Below are 23531 nucleotides of genomic sequence, written 5' to 3' on the forward strand. Positions count from 1 at the left end.
TCGAGCTGTGAACCTTCGAGATCCTGCTACACCGGACTCCTTCACCCCGACCGTACGCCGGTTGCTGGCGGGCGAGTTCGACGAGGGCCCGGGGTATGCGACCTACCGGCGCCGGGGGACGACCGACTGGCTGCTGTTCCACACCCTCGACGGCGAGGGCCGCATCGGCACGCCTGGTGAGGACGTGATCGCCCGACCGGGTACCACGATCCTGATCCAGCCGGGCACCCGTCAGGACTACGGCACAGCCCTGGGCCGGTCATCGGACGGGCGCTGGCACTTTCTCTTCGCGCACTTCCATCCCAGGCCCGATTGGTTGCCGCTGCTCGATTGGCCACTGGTTGCCCCCGGCATCCTTCGGCTCTTCCCCAGCCCGACCGTGGCGGACCGGATCGCCCGCGCCCTGTCCGACGCGGTCCGGCACCAGGACAGCGTCCTGCCACAAGGCGAACCGCTCGCCTTCAACGCCCTCGAAGCAGCTCTCCTCTGGTGCGACACGCAGAACCCCAAGGCTGCCCGGCTCGACGACCGGCTGCTGCGTGCCATCGAGTTCGTCGACCGCAACCTGCGCGGTGACCTGACCGTCGCGGCCCTGGCCCGGGCGAGCAACCTGTCCATCTCGCGTTTCGCCCACCTGTTCCGCACTCAACTCGGCGTCACCCCACAGCAGTTCGTCGAACGCCGCCGACTCGACGCAGCCCGCCGCCTGCTCGAACTGACCACCCGACCAATAGCCTCCGTCGCCGCCGAGACAGGCTTCCCGAATCCCCTGTACTTCTCTACGCGGTTCCGCCGCCACACCGGGCTCAGCCCCACGGAGTACAGGCGTCGTTGACTTTTCTGCTCGGTACGGGGTTCAGCCCAGGGGGTTGAGTTCCTCGAAGTCGGCGTCGCCCATCACCCGGCGAACAGTGATCGGCTGCTCCAGCGGTACGCCGCCCGGGCCCGGGACCTGCGAGACCCTGGCCGCGATCTCGATCGCCCGCTCCTCGGACTCGACGTCCACCACCTGGAACCCCGCGAGCATCTCCTTGAACTCCACGAACGGTCCGTCGGTCACCACGGGCGCGTTCACCCCGTTCGACGTCACCACCTTGGCCAGCTCCGGCCCGGTCAGCGCCTGCAGATCCACCAGTTCACCGCTGGCCCGCAGTTCGTCGTTCAACGCGCCGTAGTAATCCATGTGCGCCTTGATCTCCTCCGGCGCCCACTCGGTCATCGGCGTGTCGATCGCCCCAGGGTTGTAGTCGACAATCAGCAGGAACTTGGTCATCTCTGACTCCCAATCAATACTGCGCACCTTCTTGATGCGCTCTCACCCGAGGGACGAAGCCCGCGCAACGTTCTCTACATCACCGGGAAGACAAATATGTGAGTACCGCCATCACGCGGCGGTTGTCGTCTTCTGAGGGGGGCAGGTCGAGCTTGGCGAAGATGTTGTTGGTGTGTTTGCTGACCGCTTTCTCGGTGACGAAGAGGGCACTGGCGATCGCGGCGTTCGAGCGGCCCTCGGCCATCAGGCCCAGTACTTCGGACTCGCGCGGGGTCAACCGGCCGATCGGCTCGTCGCGGGTGTTGCGGGCGAGCAGCTGGCCGATCACGTCCGGGTCCATCGCGGTGCCGCCGGCTGCCACCCGGCGGACCGAGTCCAGGAACTCGGCGACGTTGGACACCCGGTCCTTGAGCAGATACCCGACCGCGCCGCCGCCTCCGGTCAGGAGCTCCCGGGCGTAGAGCTGTTCGACGTACTGCGAGAGCACGAGGATCGGCAGGCCGGGGACCTGGCGGCGGGCCTCGATGGCCGCCTTCAGGCCCTCGTCGGTGAAGCTCGGGGGGAGCCGGACGTCGACAACGGCCACGTCCGGCCGGTGCTCGACGAGCGCCGGGACCAGCCGGGGGCCGTTGTCGACGGCTTCGACGACTTCGAAGTCGTGGGCTTCCAGCAGCCGGATCAGGCCGTCCCGGAGGAGGGCGTGATCTTCAGCGATGACGACTCGCAAGGCAACTCCATGATCACGGTGGTTGGCCCGCCGGTCGGGCTGGCCACCGTCAACGTACCGTCGAAGGCGGCCAGCCGCCGCTCGATTCCGTACAAACCGCCGCCGGGTCGGACCGTGGCGCCGCCCACACCGTCGTCGCCGACGAGGATGTGCAGCCGCTCCTTCTCATGGGTGAGCTGGACCCACGCGGTGGTCGCCGCCGCGTGCTTGAGCACGTTCGCCAGCGCCTCGGCCACCGCGAAGTACGCTGCGGACTCGACCGGCGCGGGCGGCCGGCCCGGCAGGTCGATCGTCACGTCTACCTTGAACGGCAGGCTCATCGCGAGCGCCTTCACGGCTCCCTCGAGTCCACGGTCGGCCAGCACCGGCGGGTGGATCCCGCGGACCAGGTCACGCAGCTCCGACAGCGCAGTACTGGCGGACTCGCGGGCTTCGGTCAGCAGCGCGGCCGCCTGGGCGGGGTCGCGGTTGACCATCTCCTCGGCCATGCCGAGGTTCATGCTCAGGGCGGCCAGCCGGGCCTGGGCGCCGTCGTGCAGGTCGCGCTCGATCCGGCGCAGCTCGGCCGCCTGGGTGTCGACGGTCTCGGCCCGGGACTCGGCCAGCTCGCGGACCCGGATCGCCAGCTTGGCGCTCTCGGTCGGGCCGAGGAGGGACTGGGCGAGGTACGCGTCCGCCTTGAGCAGCCGCTCGCCGGCACCCGTCCAGATCAGGAAGGCGAGCAACCCGAATGGGATCATCAGGAACGCGGTGGCGACGTTGAGCGTGAACAGCCCACCGAACGGCTCGTCGAACACCCCGTCCGGCGTCACCCAGACCAGGAACGGGTAGATCAGGTAGAACACCGAGGCCAGGAAGAGCACCGCGGACAGCAGGGTCAGAGTGAAACCGATCACTGCGTTCACCAGCAACCACGCGATGTCCCGCCAGGTGGCCGGGTCACTCAGCGTGGTCCGCAGCCACATCAGCACCCCTGGCATCGGCGGCTTCTTGTACGGACGCTGGATCGGCGTACCGGTGAAGCTCGCGAGCAGGGTGCGGTGGCAGTTCGCGAACCAGCGGGTGCAGGGCACGAACACCAGCAGCATCGGGATGCCGACCCAGACCGCGATCAGCGGCACCGCCACCACGTTCAGCACGAAGAAGGCGATGCCGAGCTCAGCCAGGATCGCCAGGCCGAGCGCGATGAAAGGCTGCGCCAGCCGTGGGAACCGCATCGGCGGCCTCGGGGCCGCTTGCGCCATCGTCATGCTCTTTCTCCCGTTCTGAGCTCAGTATGAGCCTCTCACCGGCGCCCACTGCGGCCCGGCAATCACCATCATGACGGAGGGTCAGTCCGGGCTCAGTGGTGTTAGGCCTACCTCCTGTGGGACCCTGCACCCCGGCATACCCGGGTAGTAGCACTCATGTTTTCACCGGCTGGGGCATCGAGGCTGGATGCACTATGGTGGCCGCGGCTGTACGCCTAGGCCTCCCCACCGCTGATGAGATGAGGAACCGATGGCACAGCCCATTGCCCTTGCGCCTACCCGTAAACGCCCAGCCGGTAAGGGCAGCGACTTCGCTCCGTTACTGCGCGAGGTCAAGGAAGCAGGGCTGCTGGAGCGGCGTACCGCGTCGTACGTGATCGCCATCACCCTCAACGTGATCCTGCTCGCCGCGACCTGGGCCGGCGTCATCCTGCTCGGCAACTCGTGGCTGCAACTGCTGCTCGCGGTCCCGCTGGCGATCCTCACCACCCGGGCCGCGTTCTTCGGCCACGACGCCGGTCACCAGCAGATCAGCAGCTCCCGCAAGCTGCACGACATGATCGGGATGGTGCACGGCAACCTGCTCTGCGGGATGAGCTACGGCTGGTGGAACGACAAGCACAACCGGCACCACGCGAACCCGAACCACACCGACAAGGATCCGGACGTCGGCGAGGGCATCCTGGTCTGGACGCTGGAGCAGGCCGAGGGCCGCACCGGCCTGTACGGCTGGCTCACCCGCAACCAGGCGAAGATCTTCTTCCCGCTGCTCACCCTGGAAGGCCTGAACCTCAAGGTCTCCAGCGTGTCCTTCCTGATCGGCAAGCGCCGCTGCCGCGAGGCCCGGGTCGAGCTCGGCCTGATCGCCGCCCACCTCGTCCTGTACTTCGGTGCGCTGTTCCTCATCATGTCGCCCGGCAAGGCGATCGCCTTCGCCGCGCTGCACCACGCGCTCTTCGGACTTCACCTCGGCAGCGTCTTCGCCCCGAACCACAAGGGCATGGAGATGCCGGACAGCGACACCGACTGGGGCCACCTGGAGAAGCAGGTGCTGACCTCGCGCAACGTCCGCGGCGGCCTGGTCGTCGACTGGATGATGGGCGGCCTGAACTACCAGATCGAGCACCACCTCTTCCCGAGCATGCCGCGAGCCAACCTGCGGCTGGCCCAGCCGATGGTGCAGGCCTACTGCGACCGGATTGGGATGCGGTACGTGAACACCGGTGTGGTCGAGTCGTACCGGATGGGCCTCGGCCACATGCACGACATCGGCGCCGAACTGCGCGCCGAGGTCCGCTCGGAGGCTCGAGAAGAGCAGCGCATCCGGTAACGGTTCTCGCCCGACGGTGATCCTCCTTTGCTGAAAGGGGAATCCGGCACTCCGTGAGGAGCAGCGAGTCGGTGGCGGATCGGTTACGGTCAGTCGTCTCGGGGCCATCCTCACAAGGGAGACCTACATGACCGAAACGTCCGGTATGAGTCGTCGCGGCCTACTCGGAGCCGTCGCCGGCGTCACTGCCGGCACCGCATTGCCCGCCGTACCCGCGTGGGCCGCGGACGATCAGCGCCCGGGATCCGTCCGGCGCCCCTCGCTCGACAAGTACGACCAGCAAATTGTTTCCGCGCTCTCCTCGGAACGCGCTCTGCGGCATCTGCAGGTGTTGTCCGAGGAGATCGGTCCGCGGATCGGCGGGACCGCGAGCGAGAAGCGCGCCGCGGACTACCTGGCTGGTCAGCTCGACCGGTTCGGCTACCGGACCCGCCTGGAGCCGTTCCCGGTGGCGGACAAGTTCCTCGCCCAGATCGGCGACCCGCGCAACCTGTTGCCGAACGACCTGTGCTGGCAGGCCGGAGCGGCACCCGGCGGCAAGCTCGACGTCGCCGTGCAGGGCCCGGCGCGCGATGTCGGTCCTGCCACGGCGCCAGTCTGGCCCGCGGACGTGGCCGGCTCGGTGGTGCTCGCGGACGACACCGCGGCGGCACGTCCGGCCTTCGTCGCGGAAGCAGCCGCGCGCGGTGCCGTCGCCGTCGTACTGCTTCCGGCTGACCAGGTGTTCCCGCGGCGGGCTTCGGCGTTCTCGCCGAGCGGTCTGACCGACGCCCCGATCCCGGTGGTCGGCGTCGCCCAGGTGCAGAAGCGGTTGCTCCGCGAGGCGCTGGCCGTGGTCACCTCGCTGCCGTTGTCGATCAGTACTGCGGCGCATCGCGGCCTTGTGTCGAACAACGTGATCGGCGAGCGTCGCGGCAAGGGCAGCAACTCGCCGATCGTGATGGTGAGCGGCCACTACGACTCGGTGATCGGCGCGCCGGGCGCGAACGACGACGGCTCGGGCACCGTGCTGACGCTGGAGATCGCCAGGGTGATGGCCAAGCTGCCGGTCGAGGCGACTCTGCGGTTCGCCTTGTGGGGTTCGGAGGAGCAGGGCCTGATCGGCTCCCGGTACCACGTGGCGCAGCTCGCCCAGGACCAGCGCGACCGCTACCGCGCGGTGTTCCAGAACGACATGGTGGCGACGAGCTGGGATCCGGCCATCGTCTACTGGTTGCTGTCTTTCGACGGACTCGCGAACACGGCGACGGACGCAGTACGGGCTTCCGGGCAGCGCCTCGGCTACGAGCCGCAGATGGTCGGACCTGTACTGCGGGGCGCCAGCGACCACCAGTCGTTCCAGGAAGTCGGGATCGCTGCAGCCAACTTCTCCTGGCGGGGCGAGGCGTCACCCGCGCTGCTCGAGCCGCCGTACCACTCACCCGAGGACACCATCGCCAAGAACGTCAGCCTGGAACGCCTCCAGGTCTCGATGGAACTGATCGGCACCGCCGCCTATTCGGTCGCGCGTCGCCGCTGACCTGAGCCCGGCCCGCCACGAAGAGCTGCGGCGGGCCGGCTTGGTGGGCTAGCTCACAGGCGGGCTCCCGGCGGGGGTCGGGCTGGGGTCGGAAGATAACCTTGGTGATGTTATGGCGTCCCGGAAGAAGAAGCCCTCGAAGCACGTGCGGCCGGTCAGTGACCGGCCGTTGATGGGTGGGCACCAGGTCCGGGAGAGCCGTTCGGACGGCGAGTGGATGGTCCGCCGGGTGAGCGGGTCAGCTTCCAACAAGGCCTATCGTTGCCCGGGCTGCGACCAGCAGATCCTGCCCGCGACGCCGCACGTGGTGGTCTGGCCGGAGAACCCGAGCCTGCTCGCGGCGATCGGCGGCGGTCAGTCGCTGGACGAGAGACGGCACTGGCACACTGCCTGCTGGCAGCGCCGCCGCTGATCGTGCCAGTGCTGATCGTGCCGGTGCCGCCTGTGTTGCCGTTGATGTCGCTGTTGTCGTCGCCTGGTCAAGGGGTGTGTTGATGAAGCTTCCGGTCACGTCGTACGGCGAGAGCGGATCGCCGGTCGTGGTGATGCACGGGCTGTTCGGGTCCAGCCGGAACTGGATGACCGCGGCGCGACGACTGGCCGCCGAGCACCGGGTCTTCGCATTCGACCTGCGCAACCATGGCACCTCGCCGCACACCGACACGATGAGCTACCCCGAGATGGCTGAGGACGTCTACGAGACGATCTCCTCGCTCGGCGTCGGGCCGGTCGCGCTGGTCGGTCACTCGATGGGCGGCAAGACGGCGATGCTGACCGCGCTCCGGCATGCCGACGTGGTGGAGCGGCTGGTGGTGGTCGACGCCGCGCCGGTCAGCTACCCGCCGGCCTTCGTCGAATACGCCCAGGCGATGCGCAACGCCGACCTGTCGTCGGTCCAGCGCCGCGCTGACGTCGACGCCCAACTGGTCGACGCCGTACCCACGCCGGGGACCCGCGCCTTCCTGCTGCAGAACCTGATCCTCGACGACCAGGGCGCTCGCTGGCGGCCGAACCTCCCGGTGATCGAGGCGGCCCTCCCGGCCATCTCCGCCTGGCCGGAGGACGAGTCCGGCCGGTACGACGGGCCGACGCTCTTCATCTACGGCGGCAAGTCGGACTACGTCCAGCACAACCACCGAGCGACGATCGAGCGCTACTTCCCCCAGGTCCAGTTCGCCGAGATTCCCGAAGCCGGCCACTGGGTCCACGCCGAACGCCTCGACGACTTCCTCGCCACCCTCACCCCCTTCCTCCCCTGACCCTCCCTGCGCTGACCCCTCGGCCCTGGCCCCCGCTGTCCTGGGCCCGCTGAGGAGCAACCCACGTGCGCGAGTTGTCCTCCGCTGCTCACACGAGTCGCGGGACTAACGCCCAATCGTGCAGGATCAAGCCATGCGACTACTCGTCCTGGGCGGCACCTGGTTCCTCGGTCGCAGGCTGATCACCGATGCCCTAGCCCGGGGCTGGGAAGTCACCGCCTTCTCGCGAGGACAGAGCGGCTCTCCACCGTCAGGTACCAGGCACATGCAAGGTGACCGCACCTCTGAACCCGACCTTAAGCAACTGGCAGCGACCGGCTCATGGGACGCCACGATTGACACCAGCGCCTTTGAGCCAGCGGACGTGTCCCGCGTTCTTGGCGTGCTTGATCAACAGGCGGGTAAGTACGCTCTGGTCTCCACTGTCAGCGCATACCGTGACTGGCCGGACGAACCCGTCGACGAGCACTCGGCGCTGTGGCCATCGCACCCCGGGTACACCGAGTCTTCCGCCGAGCTGGCCGATATGTCGGTTCCAGTTCGCTACGGCACACTGAAGGCTGGTTGCGAGCTTGCTGCGACCGCGGCGTCTTCCGATGCACTTCTCCTCCGCCCCGGCGTCATCCTCGGTCCGGGCGAGTACGTGGGCCGAGGTCTGAAGCTTCTTGAGCGCGCTCAGCGCGGCGGACCTTGGCTCCTGCCTGAGCCTCGCCGGCAGTCGATCCAACCAGTTGATGTCCGCGATGTCAGCTTGTTCATCCTGCAGGCGATAACGTCCGGCCTCAGCGGTCCGTACAACATTGCCGCTCCTCCGCACAGAGCCACCTATGAAGGCCTGATCGCCGCCTGCATCGAGCTGACTGGCAACAAGGCGACGCCCGTCTGGGCCGATCCAGACTGGCTGGACGAACACGGCGTCAAGCAATGGACTGAAATCCCGCTCTGGCGAACTCAGCCGGGTACGTGGACCGTTGATGCCTCGCGCGCAGCGAGCGCGGGGCTCAGTTGCCGACCGTTGCGCGAGACCATCGCTGACTTTCAAACAGCTATGGAGCGGGAGCCACTCATCAATCACCCGCGTCAAGCCGCCCACGGAATGGATGCATCCAAGGAAGCCGAATTGCTGGCCGAATGGGGCGACGATTCTGCCCAGCCGCTGGTGAGCGTCTTCCGAGATGTTGCTTCGGCGGTGATACCCCGATCCGATCGCGAAGTTCACCAGCCTGCGAGCGTTCCGCCAGTCACGACTTGCTAGCTCGCCAAAAGTGCCGAGGAGAACGAAAATCTGTGCGCCGGCTAGCCGCGGGCGGCCTCGACGCGGGGCCACCTGGCTTTCACTGAGCGGGCGACGCAGGAGCGAGCGTGCGCGGCGCGTGGGCCGGCGTACACCCGCTCCCGCAACGCAGTACTACGAGGCGTCGGCTTTGCGGATCCAGACTTCTCGGATGATGAGGAGTAGGGCGGCGGCGGTGGGGATGGCCAGCAGGGCGCCGACTACGCCGAGGAGGGCGCCGCCGAGGAGGGCTGCGATCACCGTGACCGCGCCGGGGATGTCGACGGCCCGGCGCATGATGCGGGGGGCGATCACGTAGTTCTCGATCTGCTGGTAGATGATGCCGTACGCCAGGCACGCGATGCCGGTCCACAGACTGTCGGTGAAGCCGATCGCGGCGACCAGGACGACACCGATCAGGCCACCGACCATCGGGATGAACGCGGTGAACATGACCACGATCGCGAGGGCGAGGGCGTAGGCGTTCAGGCCGACGATCTCCAGGAACACGAACATGAAGAAGCCGGCGCAAGCCGCGACCAGGAACTGCCCGCTGACGTAGCCGCCGACCCGGCCGAGCACCTCGTCGCCGAGGATGGCTACCCGCTGGCGGCGGCTGCTCGGTACCAGGCTGTAGGCCGCGCGCTTCACCGACGGCAGCGAGGCCAGGAAGTACAGGGTCAGGATCAGGATGGTGAACGCGGAGAACAGCGCGTTCGCGACCACCTTGCCGACACCGAGGACGCCGCCGAACGCGCGCTGCGCCAGCGCCGGGTCCTGGATGTAGTCCTTGGCCTTGGTGATGAAGTCGTAGCGGTTGTTCAGTTCTTCCAGCGTCCTCGACTTGGTCAGCAGGTCGAGCCAGTCCGGAGCGTTCCTGATCAGGTTGTTGATCTGCTCGGTGACGACCGGCACGATCGCGAAGCCGACCCCTGCCACCGCCAGGATCATCAGCAAGAAGACCACCGCGACCGCGAGCCCGCGCTTCAGGCCGCGGCGCATGAACCACTCGACCAGCGGGTTCAGGCCGACGGCGATGAACATCGACACGACCAGCAGGATGATCACCGACTTGGCCTGACCGAGCGCGTTCCACAATCCCCACGCGACCAGGACACCCAGCGCGGCGAAGAACCCGAAGACGAACGGGTTCGAGCGCTGCAGCGGGGGACCGGGCCGGCCCATGCCGACGTCCGGGTGACGCTCCTCGATCAGCATCTCGCCGACCAGGTTGCCGTCATCCGGGCGTACCACGCCGTCCGCCCGCTGGGCTACCTCGGCAGACCGGTCGGCTACCGCCGCGGACCGGTCGGCCAGTTCGGCGGCTTTGCCCGCCTCGGCGGCCGAGGTCTCCGCATGCTCGGCGGACTCGTCCGCGTGTTCCGCGGACTCCTCGGCGTCGTCCGCCGCGGCCTCTGCCTCCGCCGCGGCGGCCTTAGCGTCGCGAGCGGCTTCCTCGATCTCCCGGACCTCGGGAGTCGTCTTTGTGGAGTTGTCGTCGCCGGCTGGCGTCACGTCTGGTCCTTCGGCGATCGAGCCGCGCCGGTCTTCACGTTCTTGTTGTCCACCTCGTCAGCCTCAGCCTCGTCGTCAGCCGAGTCATCAGCAATGTCGTCGGCCTTGTCCTCGGCGTCAGCATCAGCATCGGCCTTGTCAGCGGCAGTGGCAGTGGCAGCGTCGCCGGTCCGGGTCTCCGGAGCCTTGAACGGGTTGTCCTCGACCGGCGTGGTCCGGGTCTCCTCGGCGGCCAGGTCCGGGAGCCGGAACTCGTCGATCTTGGTCGCGTCCCGGGGCTCGTCGGCGATCGCCGCGTCTGCACGGAGTTCGTCGAGGCTGGTCGCGTCGACGCGCAGGTTGGAGTCGATTCGGGTCTCGTCGACGCGGGCCTCACCCGCGCCGGCGCCGACGAAAGGGCTGTCGCCGATGAACGGGTTGGCCCCGGGCCCGAGTCCGTCCTCGTCCTTGGCCGCAGGCGCCTCGGCGCCACCGCTCAGCGAGCCAGCGCTGTACGACGACCCGGTGGCCGGCGTCTCGCCGAACGTGCTGGCCGGAGCCTCGTACGAGGTGCTCGGCGCGTCGTACGAAGGGGCGGCGGGAGCACTGTACGAGCTGTCCCCGGCCGGGGTGGCGGAGTACGGGCTCTCGGAGTAGGTGGTCTCGGTCGGCGGCGAGAACGGGCTGCTCTTGGCCGGTCCGTTGCCGGCGGCAAACGGGTTGCTGAACGGGACGCCGGTCTCGGAGTCCAGCTCGGCGGCCTGCCGGGCGATGTTGCTGGCGATGTCGTTCAGCCCGGCGATCTGCGCCAGGATCCCGTCGCGGCGCTTGGCCAGTCGCTCGGTCTCGCGGGCGATGATCGTGCGGGACCGCTCGGCGTCGTCCGCCGCGCTGGCCAGCTCGGACTCGGACCTGGTCCGCGCGGTGGTGAGCAGCTGCTCGGCCTCGCGGCGAGCCCGGGCCAGGGTGCGCTCGGCGGACTCCTCCGCTTCCTGGCGGATCTTGCGGGCCTGCTCGGTGGCTTCGGCGACCCGGCGCTCCGAGGCCTCGGCGGCCTCGCGCATCTGGGTGGTCAGGTTGTCCGTATCGGCAGCGATCTTGGAGTGCTTGTCGGCGAGCTCCTTGGCCTGCTGCTCGCGCTCGTCGGCCAGTCGCGCCCGCAGCGCCGCGGACTCGCGCTGGATCGCGGTCCGGATCTTCTCCGCCTCGTGCAGCGCACCGTTCTTCATGGTGCTGGACTCGGACTCGGCGGTCAGCTGCAGCGTCTCGGCCTTGCGGCGAGCGGCCGCGAGGACCTCGGCCGCCTCGGTCTCCGCGGTACGGCGGATCTCGGCCGCGTCACCTTCGGCGGTGCGGCGCATGCTGTCGGACTCGTTCAACGCCACGGTCCGGATGTCCTGCGCCTCGCGTTCACCGGTCGCCCGGGCGGCCGTGGCCTCCTTGGCCGCGGTGGCGCGGAGCTCGTCGGCCTCCCGGCGGGACTCCTCGAGTGCCTCGGACGCCTGGTCCTGGGCGAGCCGCAGGATCTGCGCGGCGCGGTCGCCGAGTCCGGCGTACGAGGGGTTCGCGCTGGCCTCCAGCTGCCGCTTCGCCTCGTCCAGCTGGCGCTGCATCGGGGCGGAGTTGTTCAGCGCTTCGTCCAGGCGGCCGCGGGCGTCGGCGAGCTGCATCTCGAGCGCGCGGACGTAGTCGTCCACCGCCTGTTTGTCGTACCCACGCCGACCGACGGGGAAGCCCCCGGCAGCGGTCGCCGTACGGTCGAAGAACGGCAGGCTCGACTCGTCAGCCATCCCAAAGAGTCCCTTCTGGCGGCGTGGATGAATCCCCCACCCTAAAGCCTGTCAGAGGTCGGTTACACCACGCCAACCGGGTGCACGCCTATCGATGCGGAATGCTCGCCAAATCCAACCCCAAACTGATACCTGCAAAGACAACGAACCAGCGGCGGTCGCCGATTGTCCGCTGCAGGAGCACCGAGCTGCAGGAGCGGCCGAAGTGCCGCAGCGCCGAGTTCGCCGGAGCGACAAGTTGCCGGAGCGCCGAGTTTGCCGGAGCGAGAGGATCAGCGGTCGCGGAAGCGGTTGATCTCGGCGAGGTGCTGCTCGCGGAGGTCCGTGTTCTTGACGCCCAGGCCTTCGGCCGGGGCGAGGGTGAGGACGCCGACCTTGCCCTGGTGGAGGTTGCGGTGCACGTCGTAGGCGGCCTGCGCGGTCTCCTCGAGCGGGTAGGCCCGGCTGAGGGTCGGGTGCACCATGCCCTTGGCGATCAGCCGGTTGGCCTCCCAGGCCTCGCGGTAGTTGGCGAAGTGCGAGCCGATGATCCGCTTCAGGTTCATCCACAGGTAGCGGTTGTCGTACTCGTGCATGAAGCCCGACGTCGACGCGCAGGTGACGATCGTGCCGCCGCGCCGCGCGACGTAGACGGAGGCGCCGAAGGTCTCGCGGCCCGGGTGCTCGAAGACGATGTCCGGGTCGTCGCCACCGGTCAGCTCGCGGATCCGGGCGCCGAACCGCTTCCACTCCTTCTGGTCCTGGGTGTGCTCGTCCGCCCAGAACTTGTAGCCCTCGGCGGACCGGTCGATGATCAGCTCCGCACCCATCGCGCGGCAGATCTCCGCCTTCTCCGGCGACGACACCACGCACACCGGGATCGCCCCGCCGTTCAGCGCGAACTGCGTCGCGTAGGAGCCGAGTCCGCCCGATGCGCCCCAGATCAGTACGACGTCGCCCTGCTTCATGTCGGCGCCGTTGGCCGACACCAACTGCCGGTACGCCGTGGAGTTCACCAGACCCGGGCTGGCGGCCTCTTCCCAGGTGAGGTGCTCCGCCTTGGGCATCAACTGGTTCGACTTCACCAGCGCGAGTTCGGCGAGTCCGCCGAAGTTCGTCTCGAAGCCCCAGATCCGCTGCTCCGAGTCGAGCATCGTGTCGTTGTGCCCGTCGGGTGACTCGAGCTCGACCGACAGGCAGTGCGCGACCACCTCGTCGCCGGGCTTCCAGGCGTTCACCCCGGGCCCGGTCCGCAGTACGACGCCGGCCAGGTCCGAGCCGACCACGTGGTACGGCAGGTCGTGGCGGGCGGTCAGCGGGGACAACTTCCCGTACCGCTTGAGGAAGCTGAAGGTCGACACCGGCTCGAAGATCGACGTCCACACGGTGTTGTAGTTGATCGCGCTCGCCATCACCGCGACCAGTGCCTCGCCCGGGCCGAGCTCGGGTGTCGGTACGTCGTCCAGGTGCAGGCTCTTGCGCGGGTCCTTCTCCTTGGCCGGCAGGCCCTCGAACATCCCCGTCTCGTCCGCGTGCACGGTGATGCCGCGATAGTGCTCCGGTACTTCGAGCCGCGCGAACTCTTCCGCGGGGGTGTCGCCGGCCAGGATCGCGTCGAGGATCTGCTTCACGTCGTACCTCCGGATAGGTGGAGCCGTGTGAAAGCGGACACTACCGACGAGTATGCCCCGTGTTGAAGGGTTCTGTGATGGAGGTCGCAGCCGTTGAGACGACCGTCACTTTCTCAGTCCACTGCTGTCAGTGGTCTTATCCCGGTGAGTACTTTCGATGTCAATCGAGCCGGGTGTGCAGGCGCACCTGGGTGAAGCCGCCGCCGGAGCGGATCTGGACCAGGTCGCAGAGCTGGTTGGCCAGCCAGACCCCGCGACCGCCGACCTTGTCGAGCGGTGGCAGCACCCGGCCGACGAGCAGGTCGTCGATCCGGCCGTGGTCCTCGACGTCACAGATCAGCAGGCGGTCGCAGATCCACAGCGAGAGCGTGCCGCGGCCGCCGCCGAAGCGGATGCTGTTGGTGCAGATCTCGTGCAGCGCCAGCGCCAGGTCGTCGATCCGGTCGTACGACAGCCCCTGCGCCCGCGCGGTCAGGTTCACCCAGGCCCGGATGTCGGTCAGGTCCGCCAGTCCGAACTTCTTGCGTTCGGCGTACGGCGGCGCGGCGGGCAGCGGCGTACGGAAGATCGTCCGGGCGACCTCGGCCCAGGTGGCGTCCTGGCGGCACTCACCGTCGGACTCGAGCACGAGCGGGTGGTTTTCGGCCGGATCGAGGGCGGGGGAGAGGACCGAGGCGTCGTACGGGCAGCGGAGGCGAAAGGGTCCGGAGTGCTCGAACGCGACGTTCAGCAGCGCTTCGTGCAGCTTCGACTCCTCGAACTCGGCTTCGTTGCGGCCGACGTACGCCGGCTCGCCGATGCCGCGGACGGCGCTGTCGGGGTGCTTCACCAGCAGGTCGCGCCACAACGGGATGATCCGGGCGGGGTTGCGGCCGACGGTGGTGATGTCGACGAAGGTGACCTCGTCGGCCTCGGTGCCGAGGTCGTCCCGCAGCAGTTCGATCTGGGACTGGGGCAGTGCGGCCAGAACCACCTCGCCGGCCCTCAGGCCGTCGCGGACGAAGGGCGCCGTCTGGCGCACGAACTCTTCGTCATCGATGTAGACGAAGGCGTCGTGCTGGAACCCGGCGTGACCACCGTGGTGACGTTCGGTAGCGCTGTCGATCAGCACCTCAACAGGGTAATCCGCAATGGACCACTCGGCGTGCCGAGATCACCGGAAGAATGTCACGTTCTGCGACGGTGATCGGCCAACTCCGTTCCGTGGCGGAGTCGAAAGTGACGCTGTGTTGTCCACGAGCCGGTGGGGCCCGGGGCGTTCGGGTCAGTGCGCGGCGGACTCGGCCGGCTCGACGAGTTCCACCAGTACGCCGCCGGCGGATTTGGGGTGGATGAAGTTGACCCGGGAGCCCGCGGTGCCTCGCTTGGGCTCGTCGTAGAGGAGTTCCGCGCCGCGCTCCCGCAGTACTGCGGAGACAGCGTCGAGGTCGCGCACTCGGTACGCCAACTGCTGGATGCCCGGGCCACGCTGCTCGATGAACCGCGCGATCGGGGAGGAGTCCGACAGCGGGGCCAGCAACTGGATCGACGAGCCGCTCTCGCCGACCGAGAGCATCGCCTCGTGGACGCCCTGCTCCTCGTTGATCTCCTCGTGGGCCACCGTCATACCGAAGGTCTCGGCATAGAACCGCACGGCCGCGTCGAAGTCCGCCACGGCGATGCCGACGTGGTCGATCGCCTCGAACAGGGTCTTGGTGGCCGTGAGGTGGTCCATAACCGTCAGCGTGACCCAGTCCGGTGAAGGAATCCAATGACTGTGGTCGATGCGACACTGGTTGGTCCGATGAATGTGACGCACGACATCTACCGGTTACTGCTCGGACCGTCCTGGTCGCGGGTGGCTACCGCCCGGCTCGAACGTGCCGCGGACGACCGGATCGTGCTTGTCACCGGTGCCTCCTCGGGGATCGGTGAGGCGACGGCGGAACTCCTCGGCGCGGCCGGAGCCACCGTGCTGCTCACCGCGCGCCGGGCGGATCGCCTGGCGCTCGTGACGGACCGGATCACCGCCACCGGGGGCCACGCCGCGGCGTACCCCGTTGATCTGGCGGATCTCGACGCGGTGGACCGGCTGGTGCAGGACGTGTTGGTGGACTACGGCCGGGTCGATGTGGTCGTGAGCAACGCGGGCAAGTCGATCCGCCGGTCGCTGACCGATACGACCGACCGGTGGCACGACGTGACCCGGACGAACTCGGTCAACTACCTCGGCCCGGTCCGGCTGCTGACCGGGTTGCTGCCGCAGATGCGGGATCGCGGCAACGGCCAGGTGATCAACGTGAGCACGCTGAACGTGGATCTGCCTGCCGCGCACTGGGCCGTCTACAGCGCCTCGAAGACGGCGTTCGAGGCGTGGTTGCGCTGCGTCGCGCCGGAGATCCGGGTTGACGGGGTGACGACCACGTCGATCCATTTCCCCTTGGTGCACACGCCGATGAGCGCTCCGACGTACGGTCCGTGGGTGCCCGGTCTCACCGCCGCGCAGGCGGCGGAGGTCATCGGTCGCGTTCTGGTGACGCGTCCACGAGTGCTGATGCCGTGGTGGGCGAGGCTCGCCTCCGTCCTCACAACGGTTGCCCAAGGCCCCTATGAGGCGGCGACCGCGGCGGTACTGCGGATCGCCCGGAGCAGGTGATGCCCGCGGCCGGCCGGTCCCCGGCGATCGTCGAGGGGGCGATCGAGCGCGCGGCGCGGTCGGGACGGGTGCTGGGCGAGGTGACGATCGGGCTGGTGCGGTTGGGCCGGGCGATCCCGCTCGGGCGGTTGAGCACCTACCGGATCCTGCGGCGGGACGGGCTCACAATCAGCGCTCTGATCTCGATCGCCGCGGCCAAAGACCCAGCAGGAATCGCCTTGATCGACGACGACGGCCCTGTGAGCTATGCCGAACTGGACCGGCTTGCCGACGCGCACGCCTACGACCTGGCGCCGAACGCGCGCTATGCCGTCTCCCAGCCCAACCACAGGTCGTTCGTCATCGCGGTCTGTGCCGCCTTGCGAGTTCGCGCCGACGTGGTGCTGCTCGATCCGAGCGTGCCGGGCCGTATGCCTTTCACCTCTTTGAAGGGGAGTCGGCCGCGGAAAGGCCCGGGCCGTGTAGTGCTGCAGACCTCGGGGAGTAGCGGCCAGGCGAAGGAGGTCGAGCGAGGCGATGTGCGGCTCGGGCAGGCGATTCCAGTGGCGTCACTCGTGCGGTGGGTGCCGTTGAAGCCGGGTACGTCGATGGTGGTGACGCCGCCGCTGTGGCATGGGTTCGGCCTGGGATTCCTTGCCTTGGGGTTGGCCTTCGGGATGCCGGTGGTGCTCGGCCGGCGGTTCGACGCTGTACAGGTGGCCACCTATTTGATGGAGAACCCGGGCTGCGTGCTCGTCGGCGTACCGCCTGTGCTGGCGCGGGTGGAGCGAGCCGGTGGTGCGGCCGACGTGGCTGCCGTGGTGAGTGGGGCCGGGCTGTTGCACCCGTCCGTGGCGGCCCGGCTGACCGCGTCGTACGGACCGGTGCTCTTCAACCTCTACGGATCGAGCGAGGAGGGCTGGTCCACGATCGCCCGGCCGGTGGATCTCGAGGCGGCACCCGGAACCATCGGGCGACCCGCGGCCGGAGTACGGGTTGCCGTGCTCGATGACGACGGCCGGCCGCTCCCGCCGTACGAGGTGGGACATCTGTGCGTCTCCAGCAGGCTCGAGTTCGAGCAGTACTCCGGAGGTGGGCGGCGGCCGCGCCTTGGTGGGCTGGCGGATTCGGGGGATCTCGGTCATCGCGACAAGGCCGGGCGGTTCTTCGTCGACGGGCGCGCGGACGACATGGTGGTCACCGGTGGCGAGAACGTCTTCCTCACCGAGGTCGAGGGCGTCCTGCTGAGTCACCCGGCGGTCGCGGAGGCGCGGGTGGACGGAGTACCGGACGAGGAGTTCGGCGCCCGCCTGGAGGCTTCCGTCGTTCTGCGGGCCGCCGCGACCGCGGACGAGGTGATCGCCTTCGCGCGGGAGCGGTTGGCGCGGGCGAAGGTGCCGCGCAGGGTGACGTTCGTGGCGTCGCTGCCGACCACCTCGACGGGGAAACCCGGCAGGCGTGTGACCTGATCGACAGGCGCGTACCAGTGCCGTCGCAGGTATCGTGGCGGCATGTCTGACACCACTCGTAGCTCGCAGAACCAGACCGTCATAGTGGCCGGTGCGCGGACCCCGATCGGGCGGCTGCTGGGTGGCCTCAAGGGCTTCACCGGCGCCGAGCTCGGCGGCTTCGCGATCAAGGGCGCCCTGGAGAAGGCCGGTGTGACACCGGACCAGGTGGAGTACGTGATCATGGGCCAGGTGCTGCAGGCCGGCGGCGGTCAGATCACCGCCCGCCAGGCCGCCACCAAGGGCGGGGTGCCGATGTCGGTGCCCGCGATCACCATCAACAAGGTCTGCCTGTCCGGCCTGAACGCGATCGCGCTCGCCGACCAGCTGATCCGCGCCGGTGAGTACGACGTGGTCGTGGCCGGCGGGATGGAGTCGATGACGAACGCGCCGCACCTGCTGCCGAAGTCGCGCGAGGGCTTCAAGTACGGCGACGTGACGATGCTGGACTCGATGGCCTACGACGGCCTCTGGGACGCGTTCACGGACCAGCCGATGGGCGCGCTCACCGACCAGGCGAACACCTCGGGGCTCAAGCTGACCCGCGAGGAGCAGGACGAGTTCAGCGCCCGGTCGCACCAGCTGGCCGCGGAGAGCTGGAAGAACGGCGTTTTCGCCGACGAGGTGATCCCGGTCGAGGTGCCGCAGCGCAAGGGCGACCCGCTGGTGGTCGACACCGACGAGGGCGTGCGCGGTGACACCTCGGTCGAGGTGCTCGCCAAGCTGCGACCGGCCTTTGGCAAGGACGGCACCATCACGGCCGGATCGGCCTCGCAGATCTCCGACGGCGGCTGCGCTGTCGTGGTGATGAGCAAGGCGAAGGCCGAGGAGCTCGGGCTGACCTGGCTGGCCGAGATCGGTGCGCACGGTTCGGTCGCCGGACCGGACTCGTCGCTGCAGAGCCAGCCGGCCAACGCGATCGTGAAGGCGTGCGGCAAGGAAGGCATCGACCCTGCCTCGCTCGACCTGATCGAGATCAACGAGGCGTTCGCCGCGGTCGGCATCGCCAGCGCCCGCGAGCTGAAGGTCGACCTCGACAAGGTGAACGTGAACGGCGGCGCCATCGCCCTCGGCCACCCGATCGGCATGTCCGGCGCCCGCCTCGTACTGCACCTGGCGCTCGAGCTCCAGCGGCGCGGCGGTGGCACGGGTGCCGCGGCCCTGTGCGGCGGCGGCGGTCAGGGCGACGCCTTGATCGTCCGGGTCCCGCAGCAGAACTGACCCTTATCCTCTGTCCCTGAGGAATGACCCCGAGAGTTGGCTGAAGAGCTGCTCGTGAGCTGACAGTGAGACGATGCCCCGACGGACTGCCCCGGTCGCCGAGCTGGTCGAGCGAGCACGGAACGGCGACTCCCGGTCCGTTGCCCGGCTGATCTCACTGGTCGAGGACGAGTCGCCGCTGCTGCGTGAGGTGATGGCCGCGCTCGCGCCACACGCGGGCCAGGCGCACATCGTCGGCATCACCGGCTCACCCGGCGTCGGCAAGTCCACCTCGACCTCGGCGCTCGTCTCGGCGTACCGGGCGACCGGGAAGCGGGTCGGAGTACTGGCCGTGGACCCGTCGTCGCCGTTCTCGGGCGGCGCATTGCTGGGGGACCGGGTCCGGATGCAGGACCACGCGACCGACGCCGGGGTATTCATCCGGTCGATGGCGTCGCGAGGTCACCTGGGCGGCCTGGCCTGGACCACCCCGCAGGCGCTGCGAGTGCTCGACGCGGCCGGTTTCGACGTCGTACTGGTCGAGACGGTCGGCGTCGGCCAGTCCGAGGTCGAGATCGCCGGGATGGCCGACACGACCCTGGTCCTGCTCGCGCCGGGCATGGGTGACGGGATCCAGGCGGCCAAGGCCGGCATCCTCGAGGTCGGCGACATCTACGTTGTGAACAAGGCGGATCGCGACGGCGTCCAGAACGTCACCCGCGACCTGCGAGCCATGCTCGCGCTGGCCGAGCGGACCCCGGACGCCTGGGTGCCGCCGATCCTGAAGACCGTTGCCTCGCGCAACGAAGGGATCGACGAGGTGGTCGTCGCGATCGAGGACCGGCTGACCTGGATGCGCGGCAACGGCGTCCTGGTCGAGCGCCGCCGCAGCCGGGCCCGGGACGAGGTCGAGGCGATCGCGATGACCGCGCTGCGAGCCCGGTTCGCGCACCTGCACGGCGACGCCCGGCTCGACGTACTGGCTGCGAAGGTCGCAGACGGTGACACTGACCCGTACGCGGCGGCCGACGAACTGATCGCCGCTTTGTAACCGAGGGCATTCTTCTCGGTTTTCCGGCCGGCCCGGATTCGGGCGCTGCGACGGCCTCTGTCGATCTGTCGCAGGGATCGGTGAGTCCGAAAACGGGCAAGCAGTACAGGATTTCCGGCCTGTCGAGCGGCATTCGTCTCGCGGCGGCGCGCCGATGGATGCCATGCCCCCTGATCCGTTACAGAATGGATCTTGAAGCTGGCGAGCATTGTGCGGTGGACTGTGTTCAGTCAGTGACAGTTGGTGACTATCCGTGATACAACACAGTCGACCGAATTGGTTGCGAACGAGGAGTGGTGATGGCGAAAAAGCTGCTGATCTGGCTGGTCATCGCCTTTGCGGCGTTCTATCTGTTCACCCAGCCGGAGGGTGCCGCGGCTGCCGTGGGAGGTGCGTTCTCGGCCGTTGGCGATGCGTTCTCGAGCGTGATCACCTTCCTGTCCGCGCTGTTCGGCTGAACTTTCAGCCAAGTGTCCCGTTGCGAGCATTCGTGCGGGACACTTGGCTGTGATGCATGTGACGGCTGTGGTGAACGCCGCGGGGCCGACAGCGGGGTGGACAGGGGAGTGAGTGGATGGCCGGGATAGGCCTCTTCAGGATCTTCGATCCGAAGGTCAGGCGCCATCTGATCTCGGACGAGGGCGAGGTCGTCATCGACGAGGTGCGGCACCACTGGGTGGTGTTCATCATGCCGATGCTCGAGGTCGTGCTCGCGACCGCGCTGCTGGTGGCGATGCTGTGGACGCCGCTGAAGGCGGCGGGCGTGCTGCTGGTGATCGTGCTGGTGCTGCTGGGGCACGCGTTCTGGCGGTTCCTGACCGAGCACCGGGACAGGTTCGTCGTCACCAACATGCGGGTGATGCGGATCCGGGGTGTCTTCTCCCAGACCGTCGCGACCACCCCGATCGCGCGAATCCTCGACATCACGCTGAAGAAGCCGATCAACGGCCGGTTCCTCGGTTACGGCCACTTCGTCTTCGAGTCCGCCGCGCAGGACCAGGGCTTCCGCGAGATCAGGTACGTCGGCCGGCCCGACGAACGTGACCTGACGATCCAGCGCGTCATCCAGCGCACCGGCCTGCGAGCCTCCGCCAGCGTCGACGTCATCCAGAGCGACGACGACGACTCCGACGACGATGGCACCGGCCCGATCGGCATGGACTCGGCCCAGGAGGTCACCACCACCACGGCCCCCGCCCACCACGCCCCCTCGCGCGCCTCCGGCAGCGCCAGCAAGTCGATCTTCAACTCCGAACGAGCCAACTGGACCGACGACCCCGACCGCGACTAGCCGCACTCCACTCTCGGTCACCCGCGGGAGCGGGCGAAAAAGTGTCGGTGGGGGCTGGCAGGGTCCGGGGTGTGGGGATTCCTCGGGCGGTTGCAGTTGTTGTGGCTGGTGGCAGAGTGCTGGTCATCAAGCGGTACTTGCGGCATGAGAGCGCTGACCTCTGCGTCATGTGCGACGACGCCCGCTGGCCGGGGCTGAACTGCCGCGGTCATCAGTACGCCGTGCTGCCCGGCGGGCACGTGGAGGCGGGCGAGACCACCGAAGAGGCTGCCCTCCGGGAACTGATGGAGGAAACGACTCTCGAGGCGCGCATCGATCACCTGCTCTGGACCGGGCTGCACAACGGGCGGCCCGCGGAGTATTTCCTGATGGCTGACGTCGTGGGAAAGCCGGTCCTGTCCGGGCCCGAAGCGGAAGCGCACAGCGAGAACAACAGCTTCGAGCTGCTCTGGGCCGGACCGGACATGCTCGGACCACTCGGCCTCCACCCAGCCGACCTGGTCCCTCAACTCACCAACTTGTTGGCCAAGGGAGAGCCTCAGGTCGTGCACTCGGCGATGCGGTTGCGGAAGGCGGCTGCGGCAGCCGCATCACCGACGGTCTGGATGGAATCCGCAGGTTGGCGGCCCCACAGCCAGAGGTAGAGGTCGTTGGCTTCGCCGAAGATCTCCGCGTCGGCCTCGCCTTCGGCGTCGGGGGTGACGGTGGCGGTGGTGGCGTCCAGGCGGGCGGTCCAGGAGCGGCCTTCGGAGGTGACGCGGACGGTGGCGTCGACCGGGTGTTCGGTATCGCCTTCTTCCCACCAGGGGCCGCCGAGCATCATGACCAGGAGTTCGTCGATGCCGTCCAGGGCGAGCTCCCGGTCGACCGGGGTGACCACGTCGTGGGCGAGCTCGACATCGATGCGGTGGACGGCGGTCTCCAGGGCCATCCGGCGGTACCAGAAGGCCGAGGTCTTGTCGTCGGGGGAGAAGGTCCAGGTCGGGAGGTCCGTGCCGGCCTTTTGCAGGGCGGTGACCACTGCGGCGCGCGCCTCGTCGTACAGCTCGAGGGCGTCGCGGTCGTCGAGGTTCGGCGGCCAGGGGTCGGGGAGCGCGCCGAGCTCGAGGATCTCGACCTTGTGCAGGTACACGGTCGAGATGTGGCGGACGACGGTCTCGACGGTCCAGCCCGGGCAGCTTGGGACCCCGGCGGCGAGGCCGAGCCGGCCGACCTCGGCCAGGCGGGCGGAATCGGACTGCAGGCAGGCGAGATAGAAGGCGGCGCGTTCGGGCGACAGACTCATGCGGTGAGCATGGCACTACCCGCCGACAGTTTCAGCCAGTCGATCAAGAGTCGCGCTGATTGAAGGCGCCGACCCAATGCTCGGTCTCGGTGTTGCTGATGGCGACCACCCGCTCGGCTAGGAGCTGCGGACGGTCGGCGGCACCGGCGTACCGGCCTGCCTGCTGGGCGAAGAGCCACGCCTCGTTCCGCAGTTCCTCAGCCGTCCGCCGGTACGTGGGGTAGCTGTCCTGGAGCCCCAGCAAGGTGCGGACACCTTCCGCGAGTGCGATCAGTGCGCCGAGCGCCGGGGCGAACCACTTGGGAGCGTCGAACGCCACGGACACGGCGATCAGCAGCGCGGCGATGAGCTGGAGGATCCCGATCCCCCAGTAGGCGAGCCGTGCCTTGCGAGCCTGGGAGCTGTACCAGTGGAAGCGGATGTTGATCAGCTGCTCGGCGGGTGAGTCGCCCGCCAGGCGGGGGAAGTCCTGCTCGTCGCTCGCCATGGCCCCTCGCTCGAAGTGCCGGTTGGCGAAGGTTAGCCGGACGGGCGGCTAACCTTCCGGCATGGCGAGGAAGAAACCGTTGCCGTTCGATCCGATCGACGAGGCGTCGCGGCAGTGGGGGCGGCGCTGGGGTGCCGTCGAGCAGATGCGCGCCGTCACGTCGTTGATGCGGGCGCAGCAGATCGTCATCGGTGAGCTTGACGAGATCCTCAAGAAGCACGGGCTGACCTTCGCGCGGTTCGAGGCTTTGGTGTTGCTCACGTTCTCGCGGCGGGGGTCGCTGCCGCTGGGCAAGATGGGGGAGCGCCTGCAGGTGCACCCGACCTCCGTCACCTCGATCGTCCGTCGGCTGGAGGCTGCCGGGCTGGTGACCCGTACGCCGCACCCGGACGACGGCCGCGCGGTGCTGTGCGAGATCACCACCGAGGGCCGCGAGCTGGTCGAACGAGCCACCGCCGACCTCGTCGAGGCCGACTTCGCCCTCCGCGGCCTCACCGACGAGCAGCTCAAGATGCTGTGGTCCGTCCTCCAGCCCCTCCGCCACACCGCCGGCGATTTCAGCTAGAGACC

24 protein-coding genes are annotated in these 23531 nt (G+C 68.5%); 14 read left to right on the forward strand and 10 right to left on the reverse strand.

All coding sequences use genetic code 11. The annotated features are described in order from the left end of the window. The first annotated feature begins 7 nt into the window (after positions 1–7). Positions 8–835, forward strand: a complete 828-nt coding sequence (locus ACFPJ1_RS14440) for a helix-turn-helix domain-containing protein (RefSeq protein WP_380104123.1) — start codon at positions 8–10, stop codon at positions 833–835. A 21-nt stretch (positions 836–856) separates the two neighbouring features. Here the strand turns inward: ACFPJ1_RS14440 and ACFPJ1_RS14445 are convergent, their stop codons facing one another. The 3 genes from ACFPJ1_RS14445 to ACFPJ1_RS14455 all read right to left on the reverse strand — a co-directional run bounded on the left by ACFPJ1_RS14445 (position 857) and on the right by ACFPJ1_RS14455 (position 3250). After that, positions 857–1273 carry a YciI family protein gene (locus ACFPJ1_RS14445; RefSeq protein WP_132190884.1) on the reverse strand — a complete coding sequence of 139 codons (417 nt, stop codon included), beginning with the start codon at positions 1271–1273 and terminating at the stop codon, positions 857–859. A gap of 79 nt (positions 1274–1352) precedes the next feature. Continuing rightward, complete coding sequence (locus ACFPJ1_RS14450) at positions 1353–2000, reverse strand: response regulator (protein ID WP_380104124.1); 648 nt, start codon at positions 1998–2000, stop codon at positions 1353–1355. Next, complete coding sequence (locus ACFPJ1_RS14455; protein ID WP_380104125.1) at positions 1952–3250, reverse strand: sensor histidine kinase; 1299 nt, start codon at positions 3248–3250, stop codon at positions 1952–1954. The genes ACFPJ1_RS14450 and ACFPJ1_RS14455 overlap by 49 nt, the downstream gene beginning before the upstream one ends. 250 nt (positions 3251–3500) lie before the next feature. On the opposite strand from ACFPJ1_RS14455, the gene ACFPJ1_RS14460 reads away from it, so the two are divergent. From ACFPJ1_RS14460 to ACFPJ1_RS14480, 5 genes are all read left to right on the forward strand, one after another. Continuing rightward, entirely contained in the window at positions 3501–4580 is a 1080-nt protein-coding gene (locus ACFPJ1_RS14460) for a fatty acid desaturase family protein (protein WP_380104126.1), read from the forward strand. 127 nt (positions 4581–4707) lie between these two features. Next, the gene (locus ACFPJ1_RS14465) at positions 4708–6099 is read left to right on the forward strand and encodes a M28 family peptidase (protein WP_380104127.1); all 1392 of its coding nucleotides are present in this window, start codon (positions 4708–4710) and stop codon (positions 6097–6099) included. Positions 6100–6211: 112 nt separating this feature from the next. Then, on the forward strand, positions 6212–6511 hold the full coding sequence (locus ACFPJ1_RS14470; RefSeq protein WP_132190880.1) for a hypothetical protein: 300 nt from the start codon (positions 6212–6214) through the stop codon (positions 6509–6511). A gap of 82 nt (positions 6512–6593) precedes the next feature. Then, positions 6594–7358, forward strand: coding sequence for an alpha/beta fold hydrolase (locus tag ACFPJ1_RS14475; protein ID WP_380104128.1), 765 nt, complete (start codon positions 6594–6596; stop codon positions 7356–7358). 133 nt (positions 7359–7491) lie between these two features. Continuing rightward, positions 7492–8613: an NAD-dependent epimerase/dehydratase family protein gene (locus ACFPJ1_RS14480; RefSeq protein ID WP_380104129.1), complete on the forward strand. Its 1122-nt coding sequence runs from the start codon at positions 7492–7494 to the stop codon at positions 8611–8613. A 153-nt stretch (positions 8614–8766) separates the two neighbouring features. Here ACFPJ1_RS14480 and ACFPJ1_RS14485 read toward each other — a convergent pair whose 3' ends face one another. The 5 genes from ACFPJ1_RS14485 to mce all read right to left on the reverse strand — a co-directional run bounded on the left by ACFPJ1_RS14485 (position 8767) and on the right by mce (position 15239). Next, positions 8767–10146 carry an AI-2E family transporter gene (locus ACFPJ1_RS14485; protein ID WP_380104130.1) on the reverse strand — a complete coding sequence of 460 codons (1380 nt, stop codon included), beginning with the start codon at positions 10144–10146 and terminating at the stop codon, positions 8767–8769. After that, the gene (locus ACFPJ1_RS14490) at positions 10143–11915 is read right to left on the reverse strand and encodes a coiled-coil domain-containing protein (RefSeq protein ID WP_380104131.1); all 1773 of its coding nucleotides are present in this window, start codon (positions 11913–11915) and stop codon (positions 10143–10145) included. Before ACFPJ1_RS14490 ends, ACFPJ1_RS14485 begins: the two co-directional genes overlap by 4 nt. Before the next feature lie 272 nt (positions 11916–12187). Beyond that, positions 12188–13525 (reverse strand): crotonyl-CoA carboxylase/reductase, encoded by a 1338-nt coding sequence (ccrA, locus tag ACFPJ1_RS14495; protein ID WP_380104132.1) that lies wholly within the window; start codon positions 13523–13525, stop codon positions 12188–12190. 160 nt (positions 13526–13685) lie between these two features. Beyond that, positions 13686–14636 carry an anti-sigma factor RsbA family regulatory protein gene (locus tag ACFPJ1_RS14500; RefSeq protein WP_380104133.1) on the reverse strand — a complete coding sequence of 317 codons (951 nt, stop codon included), beginning with the start codon at positions 14634–14636 and terminating at the stop codon, positions 13686–13688. A 153-nt stretch (positions 14637–14789) separates the two neighbouring features. Continuing rightward, on the reverse strand, positions 14790–15239 hold the full coding sequence (gene mce / locus ACFPJ1_RS14505) for a methylmalonyl-CoA epimerase (RefSeq protein WP_380104134.1): 450 nt from the start codon (positions 15237–15239) through the stop codon (positions 14790–14792). A 69-nt stretch (positions 15240–15308) separates the two neighbouring features. Here mce and ACFPJ1_RS14510 point away from each other — a divergent pair, with 69 nt between their 5' ends. The 7 genes from ACFPJ1_RS14510 (at position 15309) to ACFPJ1_RS14540 (ending at position 21833) form a co-directional block, all read left to right on the forward strand. Beyond that, positions 15309–16160 (forward strand): SDR family NAD(P)-dependent oxidoreductase, encoded by an 852-nt coding sequence (locus ACFPJ1_RS14510; RefSeq protein ID WP_380104135.1) that lies wholly within the window; start codon positions 15309–15311, stop codon positions 16158–16160. After that, the gene (locus ACFPJ1_RS14515) at positions 16160–17608 is read left to right on the forward strand and encodes an AMP-binding protein (protein ID WP_380104136.1); all 1449 of its coding nucleotides are present in this window, start codon (positions 16160–16162) and stop codon (positions 17606–17608) included. The genes ACFPJ1_RS14510 and ACFPJ1_RS14515 overlap by 1 nt, the downstream gene beginning before the upstream one ends. Positions 17609–17650: 42 nt before the next feature. After that, the gene (locus tag ACFPJ1_RS14520; protein WP_380104137.1) at positions 17651–18868 is read left to right on the forward strand and encodes an acetyl-CoA C-acetyltransferase; all 1218 of its coding nucleotides are present in this window, start codon (positions 17651–17653) and stop codon (positions 18866–18868) included. Between the two features lie 73 nt (positions 18869–18941). Next, entirely contained in the window at positions 18942–19898 is a 957-nt protein-coding gene (meaB, locus tag ACFPJ1_RS14525) for a methylmalonyl Co-A mutase-associated GTPase MeaB (protein WP_380104138.1), read from the forward strand. A 299-nt stretch (positions 19899–20197) separates the two neighbouring features. Further along, positions 20198–20356 (forward strand): hypothetical protein, encoded by a 159-nt coding sequence (locus ACFPJ1_RS14530; protein ID WP_380104139.1) that lies wholly within the window; start codon positions 20198–20200, stop codon positions 20354–20356. A 116-nt stretch (positions 20357–20472) separates the two neighbouring features. Beyond that, positions 20473–21189 (forward strand): PH domain-containing protein, encoded by a 717-nt coding sequence (locus ACFPJ1_RS14535; protein ID WP_380104140.1) that lies wholly within the window; start codon positions 20473–20475, stop codon positions 21187–21189. Positions 21190–21260: 71 nt separating this feature from the next. Then, positions 21261–21833 (forward strand): NUDIX domain-containing protein, encoded by a 573-nt coding sequence (locus ACFPJ1_RS14540; protein WP_380104141.1) that lies wholly within the window; start codon positions 21261–21263, stop codon positions 21831–21833. Here ACFPJ1_RS14540 and ACFPJ1_RS14545 read toward each other — a convergent pair. Together ACFPJ1_RS14545 and ACFPJ1_RS14550 are read right to left on the reverse strand one after the other, a co-directional pair. Continuing rightward, positions 21728–22474: a maleylpyruvate isomerase family mycothiol-dependent enzyme gene (locus tag ACFPJ1_RS14545; RefSeq protein ID WP_380104142.1), complete on the reverse strand. Its 747-nt coding sequence runs from the start codon at positions 22472–22474 to the stop codon at positions 21728–21730. The genes ACFPJ1_RS14540 and ACFPJ1_RS14545 overlap by 106 nt on opposite strands. Positions 22475–22517: 43 nt before the next feature. Continuing rightward, positions 22518–22961: a DUF4231 domain-containing protein gene (locus ACFPJ1_RS14550; RefSeq protein WP_380104143.1), complete on the reverse strand. Its 444-nt coding sequence runs from the start codon at positions 22959–22961 to the stop codon at positions 22518–22520. A gap of 61 nt (positions 22962–23022) precedes the next feature. Here ACFPJ1_RS14550 and ACFPJ1_RS14555 point away from each other — a divergent pair, with 61 nt between their 5' ends. Then, positions 23023–23526 (forward strand): MarR family winged helix-turn-helix transcriptional regulator, encoded by a 504-nt coding sequence (locus tag ACFPJ1_RS14555; RefSeq protein ID WP_132190867.1) that lies wholly within the window; start codon positions 23023–23025, stop codon positions 23524–23526. Positions 23527–23531: the final 5 nt, after the last annotated feature.

The organism is Kribbella qitaiheensis (assembly GCF_042657745.1).
In the GTDB taxonomy this organism is placed as follows: Bacteria; Actinomycetota; Actinomycetes; order Propionibacteriales; family Kribbellaceae; genus Kribbella; species Kribbella qitaiheensis.